Raw genomic sequence first — 8,843 nt, forward strand, 5'->3', positions numbered from 1 at the left:
CAATAACCGTATAACCTTAAAACCGCATAACCCCATAACCGTGCGACCTTAAAACCGCATAACCGTAAAACCTTATTCAAATGAAACGTTTTTTCAGGAAAATTCACTTGTGGTTGTCGGTTCCGTTCGGCATAGTCATTACCCTTATATGCTTCTCGGGCGCCATGCTTGTGTTCGAGAAGGAACTGACACGGTTGTTCGGCGAGGATATATATAAGGTGGAAAAGGCCGCCGGCGACCCTCTGCCCGTTGACGTCGTTGCGGCGAAAGTTGCGCGAATGCAGCCCGAGGGGGTGCGCGTCACGGGAGTTACTGTCGGCAGCGACCCTACGGAAGCTTATAAAGTTAACCTCTCAAAGCCCAAGCGTGCCGCCGTTTATGTCGACCAGTACACCGGCGAAGTGAAGGGGCGGCAGGAGCGTCCGGCGTTTTTCGCCACCATGTTCAGGCTCCACCGCTGGCTGCTCGACGACGGGCGGCCCGAGGGCAGGCCGGCATGGGGCAAGATAATCGTGGGCGTATCGACCATCATGTTTGTAGTAGCGCTGGTGTCGGGTGTGGCCGTATGGTGGCCAAAGACGCGCCGCGCGTTGCGTAATAGCCTGAAAGTCAGCGTACGCAAGGGGCGTTTCCGCCTGTGGCACAGCCTTCACGTGGCGGGTGGCATGTATGCCTTGCTGTTGTTGCTGGCCATGGCGTTGACCGGCCTTACGTGGTCGTTCTCGTGGTACCGCTCGGCATTTTACTCCGTGTTTGGTGTCGAGACGACGGCCAAGGGCGGCGCCCATGGGGGCAATGACGGCAGTAACGGCGGCGGCAAGGACCGTAAGGGCAAGGCCGGTGGGCGCCGCGTGGCAATAGCAATGCCTGCTGTCTGGCAGCAGGTGTATGACAGGCTGCGTGCGGACAACCCCCATTCGGCATCGATAACCGTTGGAGACGGTACGGCCTCGGTGGCGTTCTCGAAGTTTGGCAACAGCCGCGCGGCCGACCGATACACGTTCGACAGGCATACGGGGCGCATTATCTCGGCGGTAAAATATGCCGACGCCGCGCCCTCGGGCAAGCTCCGCGGATGGATTTACTCCGTTCATGCGGGCACGTTCGGCGGGATTTTCACGCGCGTACTGTGGTTTCTCGCCGCTTTGCTGGGCGCGATGTTGCCGCTTACCGGCTACTATCTGTGGATAAGAAGGCTGTCGCACGGCAACCGTAGGAAGCCATCAGGCAATACCTGACGTGGCATATTCATAACTCGTTGATACTCAATGTTTTTCCAAAAGGCCGCCTTTTAGCCTCTAAAAGACGGCCTTTTATATGCCAAGAGGTGGCCTTTTACATCGCGAAAGGCCACCTCTTGTTGTTAGTCGGCTGGTGTCATTTCCGATAATCTTACATTACCTCTCCCGTGGCCTCGGCCATGCCGCCTTATACCGACATTTCGGTATGTCAGCAGGATACCCATTTCTCGGTATCTTCCGGTGGCCTAAAAGCCTTTTGACGGCCGCAACCAGAAAAACAGGCCAACCTGTTTCGTCGTCGGGACAATGTGTTCTTTTTTCGGCGTGTGGCGTATCCCCATAACTGGTTATCGGCCGGTGTGATGGCGGTGGATAATTTTTACCGATTTTTAAGTATTGCTAACATTTTGCCGTTGTTGTACTTTTGCAACGGAAAAAGTAACAATAAACATCAAAATTTGCAAAATGAGAACAATCAAGACAATTTTATCTGCCTGTGCCGTTGCGGCATGCTGTCTTGCGCCATGCACCGCCGTGGCGCAAGTGTCGGCTTCCGACAGCGTTTACCAGCACGCCAAGGGCAACCGCCTGAGCATAGGCGGATACGGCGAAATAGCCTATTCACGCAACTTCTACAGCGACAACCCGTTCCGCTATTCCAACCCTTCGTATTATAAGAACGACCCTTCTCACGGCCGTTTCGACATACCCCACGCCGTGCTTTACGTAGGATATGACTTCGGCAAGGGCTGGTCGATGGGTATGGAAATAGAGTTTGAGCACGGCGGCAGCGGCGGCGCGATAGAGAAGGAGGCCGAGGAAGGCGGCGAATGGGAGGCCGAGACCGAGAAGGGCGGCGAGGTGGAGCTTGAACAGTTCTGGGTGCAGAAGTCGTTTGCGCCATGGGCCAACATCCGCTTCGGGCATATAGTGCTGCCCTTCGGACTGACCAACGCCCACCACGAGCCGCTCAATTTCTTCACCGTTTACCGTCCCGAGGGCGAGCGGACGATAATTCCCAGCACGTGGCACCAGACCGGCATATCATTCTGGGGACGCGCCGGCGACTTCCGTTATGAGGTTCAGTTCACCGGAGGGCTTGACGCCATGATGTTCGACCGCACGTATTGGATAGGCAAGGGAGCCCAGAGCCCATGGGAGTTTGAGGTTGCCAACAAGTTCGGACTGCTTGCACGTATCGACAACTACACCATTCCTGGCCTGCGCCTGGGCCTTAGCGGATACTACGGCAAGACAATGCACAACACGTTTCCCCATGACCTCGAGACCGACGGCAACCGCTATAAGGACATAGAGGGCAACATTTACCTCGGCTCGTTCGACTTCACGTACAATGACCACAACTGGATTGCGCGCGGATATGCCGACTACGGCTACATAAGCGACGCCCAGGCAATCAGCGCCATCAAGGCAAACCAGTCGTCGGGCACGTCGCCATACCGCAAGACAGCCTTCGGTTCGCATGCCGTGGCGGTAAGTATCGAGGCGGGATACGACGTGTTCTCGCAGTTCAACAAGCTGCGTCGCAGCGGCCAGAAGCTGTATGTCTTCGGCCATTACGAGTACTATGACTCTTACATTAACAGCATGGCCAACCAATATACGAAGAAGAACATCGTGGCGGCGGGCGTCAACTATTATCCCGTTCCGCAAATAGTGGTCAAGGCCGAGTACAACCATCGCTTCTTCAAGAGCCAGTATAACGACGAGCCGGCACTGAATATAGGAGTGGCTTACGAGGGATTCTTCCTCTGATTGACAAGTATTTAAACCATAAACAAACAGCAATATGAAAATGAAAACCAACCTTCTGGCAATGTTCTGCATAGGAGCGTTTGCCTTGACATCGTGCAGTGACGATGACACTCCCGGTCTCGGGGGTGACCGTGAGAACCCAGTAATCGACAACCGCTGGACCGGCGTGCAGGCCGAAATGTGGGACGTGGCCGAACAGTACATCAATGGCGTGGTGTATCCTACGTACAGAAACCTTGCCGCAAGTGCCGACGACCTTTACAACGAGGCTGTCAACGTGCAGTCTAAGCATACCGCCGGCACACTGACCGACGCCGACGTTGAGGCCGCATGCGAAGCTTTCAAGACGGCGCGCGAGTATTGGGAGAAGAGCGAGGCGTTCCTTTTCGGCGCCGCTACCGACTTCAATATCGACCCGCACATGGACTCATGGCCTCTCGACCAGGGCCAGATGGCCAACTTCCTGTCAAATTCCACGATGGTGGCGGGGCTTTACAGCGACGACCCGATAGCCTTCGTCAATCAGCATAACAGTGAGTTTGACACTGCCCTCGGCTTCCACGGCATAGAGTTCGTGCTCTTCCGCGACGGCGCTCCGCGCAAGGCGTCGGTGTATGACGGAACGGAAGACCATTCAAGCTTTGCCAACGTCACGGTACAATGCAAGGACGAGCTGGCTTTCCTCGTAGCGGTTGCGGGTGACGTGCGCGACAACTGTTACCGCCTTGAGGTGTCATGGCTTGGCCAGCAGGCTGCTACTGCCCACATATCGCGTGTCGCTGAGCTTGGCGTATGGACCCACGCGCTTGACAATAACGGTTATTACTATGGCGCCGACATGCTCCTCGCCGGAATTGACGGCAGCTCGTACGCCTCCATTACGGCTGCTCTTGTAACCCTTGTAGGCGCTTCTGGGTGCGGCAACATTGCCAACGAGGTGGCCAGCCAGAAGATAGGGCAGGCTTATCGTGTGGCTACCGGCACAGGAGGACAGGACGATGCGATAGACTACATCGAGTCGCCGTACAGCAAGAGATCGTACATCGACTACCGTGACAACATTTACAGCATAAAGAACAGTCTTTACGGCAACATCGACCAGACTACTCCCGATGCAAATTCAGTCATGACTTTCCTTGAGAACAACAATTACAGCGGATTGAACGCCTTGCAGTCCGCGCTTGACGATGCCATTGCCAAGCTGACGACTTGTGTCAACAGCGGCATTGCCTTCGTTGATGATCCAGGAGCACAGCAGGCAGGCGACGCAATGGAGGCAGTCGACTTGCTTAACGACGAGCTGCAGAACGCGGCCCAGTGGATTGAGGGATTGTAATCGGACATGAGCCTGTCGATAGGGCTTGGCTTTGCAGCTGTGCTGACTGTGGCGCGTGTACATGCCGCGCATGCAGGCGCATGGCTGCGCTGCTTTTACTTTAAAGCGGACGATATAGTACAAAAACATTTATAAAAAAATTGTAATATGAAGAACATTTTTTATCCTTTTATTCTTGCCTCTGCCGTATTCGCGCTGTCGGCTTGTACCGACGAAGAGGTAGAGACGCTTAATGTGGAGACAGATGCGAAATACGTCGGTACGGCGCAGGGCAACTTTACTGCCGAGGAGTGGTATCCCGGCGGAACGCTTGGAACTACCGACAACGTCTATGCCGGATGTTATGAGGACGAGACTCCGGCAACGGATGCCCAAGGACTGATGGACGCTTTCAACGAAGGCGAGCAGATTTTCGAGCGCAGTGTCACTATCAGTACGCCGCCGTTCAAGGGTCTCGGCCCGGCCAGCACCCGCCGTTCGTGTCTTGACTGCCATCCGAGCTACGGCCACGGAAAGCGTTTCGACACATACACTACTGCCTACGGCAACGGCAATGGATACCTGCTGGTAATCTATCATCCCGACTCTCCCGGCTCAAACGACGGTCCTTACATAAGCGAAGTGACGGCCATGCCGCAGACGCAGGCCACGTCGCCCTTCCTGCCGCCTATCGACGAGAGCCAGATACAGATGTCGTGGAACAAGGTTACAGCCATGGAGAGCGGTCTGCCGTTGCAGTTTCCTGACGGCGAGAAGTATGAGCTGATATATCCTGAGCTGAGCATTCCGCAGTCGGCTTTCAACACTAACCCGAAGCCCGAGGACATAGAAATACGTCTTGAGTCGACCATCGGTATCATAGGTACGGGTCTGCTCGACGCCATTGAGGAGGATGATATAAGGCAGCAGTACGCAAGTACGGCCGAGTATTACAGGGAACAGGGGCTTGACGTTTCTGAATATGTCAACCCGAACTTCTGGGATGCCGCCGCAAACGACTTCGCGTCGGGCGCGTGGTACACTACTTTCGGCAGCGCCGGACAGCTGGCTGACGGCAGCGCGGCCCCGTCGAGGATGGTCAAGCGCTTTACTTACGCGCTGACACGTGCCACTCTGCAGGACGGACCAGGAGCTAACGCCGTGTGGAACATCACCAACGTCAGCCGTCCCGACCGTCCTAAGCTGTACACTACCGACGCATGGGCCAAGGCTATGTCGGAGAACAGCGACGTAATCAGCGCCATCAAGGCCGACCCTACATCGCCTTACTATGCCGACGGCACTGATGCAGGGATAGCCGAGGCCGTGCTTAACCTGCTGAGTCCTAACACCAACCAGTTTGACAACCAGTGGTATAACTTCGAGCCGGACATGACTACCGACCAGTTCTATGCCCTCATGGTGTGGCACAGGGGACTGTCGATACCGCGTGCGCGCAACCTTAACGACCCTGACGTGCAGCGTGGCAAGGAGCTGTTCATGGAGATGGGTTGCGCAAGCTGCCACCGCCCGTCGTGGAAGACCGGCGACGACAACTACTGGACGCCCGAGTGTATCGCTGACAAACCGCTGCCGAGATACCAGAACCAGACTATCTGGCCGTACAGCGACATGATGCAGCACAAGCTGTACATGAAGAACGACATACACGGGTCATGGTGCCGTACCACTCCTTTGTGGGGGCGCGGGCTGTCGAGGGTCAACACCGGAGCTGAAGACCGCCTGCACGACTGTCGCGCACGCAACGAGGTAGAGGCCATAATGTGGCATGCGTACAGCAAGAAGAGCCATGCGTACTCCTCGGCGGAGAAGTTCTACAACCTGTCGAAGGCCGACCGCGACGCAGTGGTTAAGTTCCTGCAGTCTATTTAAGGGTGGGGGAATGATGGGCCTAATGGGACGGATGAGCCGAATGTGGCTAATGCGAGACCTGTCAGTCAGCCCTTGCTTATTAGGCTCATCAGGCTTATCTGGCTTATTATTCCTATCTCCTTGATAATCAATTAATTACAATCTGCCTTGCAAAAGGCCGTCTTTTAGCCTCTAAAAGACGGCCTTTCGGGCGGTAAAAGGTGGCCTTTTGATACGTGAAAGGCCACCTTTCGCGAAACCGCCGACGAAATGTAGTCTTGCTGGCGGTCATGCGCTGATGTTTATAACAAAGTGGACAAGATGTTGAAGAAAATACTTTTTGCGCTATACATACTCGTCATTGTGGTAATGGCGGCGGCGACATTCGTCGAGAAATTCCGCGGCACGGAGTTTGTCCATGCGTCAGTCTACGGCTCGTGGTGGTTCGTCGGCCTGTGGGCCGTGCTTGCCCTGCTTGCCGTTGCGTATTTCGTTGGCCGCCGTGTGCGCCGTGCGTCGGTCGTGTTGCTGCACCTCTCGTTTGCCGTCATACTTGCAGGCGCGCTGCTTACCCATGTCACTTCGTGGCAGGGAGCTGTCCGCCTGCGCGTGGGCGAAACGGTGTCGACGTATTACGAGAACGTGTCCGGGGGTGACGTCGTTGAGCGTAAGCTGCCGTTCGAGCTGCGCCTTGAGTCGTTCGACGTGAAATATCACGATGGCACACGTGCCGAGGCCGACTACGTTTCACGGTTTACAATCACCGACGGAGGCGCCACTCAACGCGCCGAAGTGTCGATGAACAACGTGTGGAAGTACCGCTCCGTGCGCTTCTACCAGTCATCCTACGACCCCGACATGCGCGGCAGCATACTCGCGTTGAACTCCGACCCGTGGGGCATTCCCGTCACTTACGCCGGCTACGCGCTGCTGTTCCTCTCGCTCGTGTGGCTGCTTGTCGACCCGAAAGGGGCCTTCCGCCGTCTTTTCAAGAGCGACATGATGAGGCGCGGGGTGCTCTCCGTCATGGCGGTATGCGCCATGTCGCAAGCCGCGGGGGCGGCCAATACCCTGCCGCGCGAGACTGCCGACCGTCTCGGACGGCTCAATATTCTGTACAATGACCGTGTGTGCCCGCTGCAGACGTTCGCCGTCGACTTCACCAAGAAGCTCTGCGGCAGCGCCCGTTACGGGGACTATACGCCCGAGCAGGTGCTCGCCGGCTTTATCTTTTACGGCGACGAGTGGAGCGCCGAGCCGATAATCCGCGTCAAGAACGGACCCCTGCGCGACGCGCTTCAGCTGCCGGGGCGGTGCTCTGTCAATACGTTCTTCAATCAGGTGATGGGCGGATATATCCTCGGTCCATACCTCAACGAGTATTACCACGGGCATAACGGCAAGTTCCACAAGCAGGTTGCCGACATCGACGACCGTCTGATGATGGTCATGGAGCTTCGGCGCGGCACGCTCCTGCGCGTCTTTCCGTTTACTTCAGGCGGCAAGACTACGTGGTATTCGCCGACCGAGAACATCACCGACACGCTCGTCGACGAGGCTCACCGCAAGTACATGCAAAACGTTTTTTCGCTGATTTACGGGGAAGTGCTGGCCAGCAGCTACGGCAATGTGGACAAAATACTTGATAAAATGCTGAAATACCAGCAGTTAAACGGCGGCTCTTCGCTGCCTTCCGCCGCGCAGGTGAAGGCCGAAAGGCTATATAACGCCATACCGTTCGCCACAATCCTCTTTATGGTTAACCTCACGCTGGGCGTGGTTTTGCTTATTATTGGGCTTGTCAGGCTCATTAGGCCTGTTAAGACTGATGAGCCCGATAGGCCTGATAAGGCGCTGCTTAGGGCAGTGCCGGTTGTCGGAGGTGCGCTGCTCGGCCTCTCGTTACTCGCCCTTACGGCGTGTATAGCCTTGCGATGGATAGTCGGCGGGCGTGTTCCTATGGCCAACGGATACGAGACAATGCTGCTTATGGCGTGGTTTGTCATGGTGCTTGCCCTCGTCGCCGCGCGCCGTTTCCGCATAGCCTTGCCGTTCGGTTTCCTCATGTCGGGCTTCTTCCTCCTTGTGTCGCACATCAACCAGATGGACCCGCAGATAACGCATATCATGCCTGTGCTCTCCTCTCCGCTGCTCAGTGTCCATGTGTCGGTCATCATGATGTCGTTCGCCCTGCTTTCATTGACATTCATCTGCGGGCTGACAGCCATCATATTGCGCCTCGTCCGGGGGCGTAATGCCGTAGAACTTGACGGCCAGTTAGACTCTCTCGCGCTGCTTTCGCGCCTGTTGTTGTACCCCGCCCTTACGCTGCTCGGTGTCGGGATATTCGTCGGCGCGATATGGGCCAACGTGTCGTGGGGCGCTTATTGGAGTTGGGATGCAAAGGAAGTGTGGGGCCTGATAACGCTCATGGTCTACGCCGTGGCCGCCCATGCCGCCTCCGTTCCTTTCCTCCGCCGCTCGATGGGCTACCATATATTCATGACACTTGCTTTCCTCACCCTTGTCATGACTTACTTCGGAGTAAATTATTTCTTGGGAGGTATGCATTCGTATGCTTGATTCTTAATTTTAGGAGTTAAGGAGTTATGGAGTAAAGGAGTTAAGACAATTGCTTT

5 protein-coding genes are annotated in these 8,843 nt (G+C 55.9%); all 5 read left to right on the top strand.

Translation table 11 applies throughout. From position 1 onward, the window contains the following. The first annotated feature begins 80 nt into the window (after positions 1 to 80). The 5 genes from H6A34_RS12430 to H6A34_RS12450 all read left to right on the top strand — a co-directional run bounded on the left by H6A34_RS12430 (position 81) and on the right by H6A34_RS12450 (position 8,787). The gene (locus tag H6A34_RS12430; RefSeq protein WP_205105778.1) at positions 81 to 1,238 is read left to right on the top strand and encodes a PepSY-associated TM helix domain-containing protein; all 1,158 of its coding nucleotides are present in this window, start codon (positions 81 to 83) and stop codon (positions 1,236 to 1,238) included. 468 nt (positions 1,239 to 1,706) lie between these two features. Then, positions 1,707 to 3,017: a hypothetical protein gene (locus H6A34_RS12435; RefSeq protein WP_239480878.1), complete on the top strand. Its 1,311-nt coding sequence runs from the start codon at positions 1,707 to 1,709 to the stop codon at positions 3,015 to 3,017. 40 nt (positions 3,018 to 3,057) lie between these two features. Continuing rightward, a complete protein-coding gene (locus H6A34_RS12440) occupies positions 3,058 to 4,353 on the top strand; it encodes an imelysin family protein (protein ID WP_205105779.1) in 1,296 nt (431 codons plus the stop codon). A 147-nt stretch (positions 4,354 to 4,500) separates the two neighbouring features. After that, positions 4,501 to 6,225, top strand: a complete 1,725-nt coding sequence (locus H6A34_RS12445) for a di-heme oxidoredictase family protein (RefSeq protein WP_205105780.1) — start codon at positions 4,501 to 4,503, stop codon at positions 6,223 to 6,225. Between the two features lie 300 nt (positions 6,226 to 6,525). After that, a complete protein-coding gene (locus H6A34_RS12450) occupies positions 6,526 to 8,787 on the top strand; it encodes a cytochrome c biogenesis protein CcsA (protein WP_205105781.1) in 2,262 nt (753 codons plus the stop codon). Positions 8,788 to 8,843 lie beyond the last annotated feature (56 nt).

Origin of the sequence: Marseilla massiliensis (genome assembly GCF_016899855.1) — a bacterium.
GTDB lineage: Bacteria > Bacteroidota > Bacteroidia > Bacteroidales > Bacteroidaceae > Prevotella.